The 2,140-nt window shown below is 42.0% G+C and carries 2 protein-coding genes; both read right to left on the bottom strand.

The features are described from left to right. Window positions 1-309: 309 nt before the first annotated feature. On the bottom strand, window positions 310-1,767 hold the full coding sequence (locus ACEW8O_RS14870) for an IS1182 family transposase (protein ID WP_373495414.1): 1,458 nt from the start codon (window positions 1,765-1,767) through the stop codon (window positions 310-312). 149 nt (window positions 1,768-1,916) lie between these two features. Beyond that, a partial coding sequence (locus tag ACEW8O_RS14865; RefSeq protein WP_373495413.1) for an efflux RND transporter permease subunit occupies window positions 1,917-2,140 on the bottom strand: 224 nt, incomplete at its 5' end.

The raw sequence follows: 2,140 nt of genomic DNA, 5'->3' as shown, positions 1-2,140 counted from the left end.
TCAAATTTATGATGGTTACCATCTAAGTCATACCTGATTTGAACCTAAAAAAATCAATGTTATAAAATAGAATGAATATATTCTGTAGGTTTTTTACAGTTTGAGCAGGATAAAAAAAGAGGCCATATATTTGAGGCCACTGAAAAAGGTCTTGATTTATAATGTTTTTTTAAAGCGGCCTAGCAAACTTCACGGTTTACTTGGCCGCTGTTTGTTTTCTACAATAAAGTGTTGTTAAATACAAAGGCTTGCTAGCCGTTGGTTGGGAACTAGGGTAAACAAAGGGTATTTGTGCCCAAGATTTTCAGTTTATTTGCTCAGGGCAAGTATTCGTTTCAGGTTTACCGTGAATATCGTTAGGGCACCCTGCATTTCCATGTTCTGGATACCATAGGAGATTGCCCGTCCATAGCCATGGATATTCTTTAACTCACTGTTCTTTGCCTCGATCATATACCTCAGTCTTGACTTTTCCCTGTAATATTCTGTTTCCTGAAACTCCATTTGCTCTTGGTGTAGGCCTGACTTTATGGATACCGAATAGCTCTTGGTCTTTGCTCCCGGCTTATAACAGTTTCCCTTCAATGGACACACCTTGCATTTTTCAATGTCAAAATAATACGTGACGGTCTGGTTTGTTCCGGCCTCCTTTTTCCCTTGACGTGCCTTTCGGATAGCCAGATGCCCTGCCGGGCAGACAAACATATCTGCATCTTTGTTATAATCGAACTTATCTTCATCCTTTCTAAAGCCTTGTGTTATCGAAGGGTTCAGTTTGGACACTATTTTTATTCGCTGTCCCTGTTTGTTGTGGAGCGATAGGTTTTCCTTTCCAGAGTATGCCGCGTCTCCAATGACAGCCTCAACCTGAAGGCCGTTAGCCTGGCTGATCTCCAAGAGCTTTGGCAGTTCGGGGCCATCTCCCTTTTCACCTGATGTCACTACTGCCGCGGTAATAATACGCTCTTCACTCATCGCCAGATGGGTCTTGTACCCAAAGAATGAGCTATCGGCAGATTTATGTCCAGTCCTCGCATCCTGATCCTTGGAGAGGGTATAATGTTCCAAGGTATCCTCAACGGTTTCTTTCAAAAGGTTTAGCTTCTCCTTCACCGAAGGAATCTCTTGGAGTATCTGATCCGACTGTATGATTTTTTCCAATTCCTTACAGTAGATTAGTTCTTTTTCCAGATCATTGGAATCATTCTTCTGCGGCATGCGCTTGCTCATATCCTCATCAATGGCATAGACGGCTTTACGAAGATGTTTGGAACGCTCCCTAAGAACATCTAAAGCTGAATAGGGATTGGAACGGGAGTGAGAATGTGTAGCATCAACAATGATGGATTTGGAACGGATAATGTCCTTTTCCAGCGCAATTGAGACGGTTTTATTGATCAGCAGGTTCAACAGATCGGTATCCTTCAGGCGCAGCTTACGGAACTTGGTCAATGAGCTGGGGTTGATCACCTCCTCTTCTGGGCACATCCCCAGAAAATACTTGAAGGACATATCATAGCGGGACCGCTCAACAACATCCACATCCGATATCGTATAGATCGTCTTGAGCAGGAGGTATTTGAACATGCGGATTGGACTCTCCGCAGTACGCCCGTTATTATGACAATACTTCTCTAATAGTTCTTCATAGATGAAACTGAAATCAATCAGATCGTTGATCTTCCGAAGAAGATTATCTTTTGGAACAATCAGGTCATACAGGCCTGTAAAGGAACTAAATTGAATTTGTTGTTGTAGGGCCAGCATCAGGATTGGTTATCAAGGTGCATATAAAATACAAAAAGACGAGCAGAAAAACTAATATTTTCTGCTCGTCTTTGCCCCTAATATAACCCTAAATTTAGTGAAGGGACTTTTTCAGTGGCCTCGAACTTCTCCCGCTGCTTTTTTTCAAATTAATTTGATTTAATGATATTCAACTCCACCCTTGGAGGAATCAACTTATATACTACCGGTGTTACAATTCTTGATAGTAATGTAGAACTAATTAGCCCTCCTATAATAACAATGGCAAGTGGAGCAATTAAGGGGTTACTTGAAATTGCGATTGGGGTAAGACCACCGATTGCCGTTAAAGTAGTCAGGATGATGGGGAGGAAACGTACTTCTCCGGCTTCCC

Origin of the sequence: Aquiflexum sp., assembly GCF_041749095.1 — a bacterium.
Lineage (GTDB): Bacteria > Bacteroidota > Bacteroidia > Cytophagales > Cyclobacteriaceae > Aquiflexum.
Note: the sequence above shows the minus strand (reverse complement) of the source record. Positions and strands in the feature narration are given on the sequence as shown.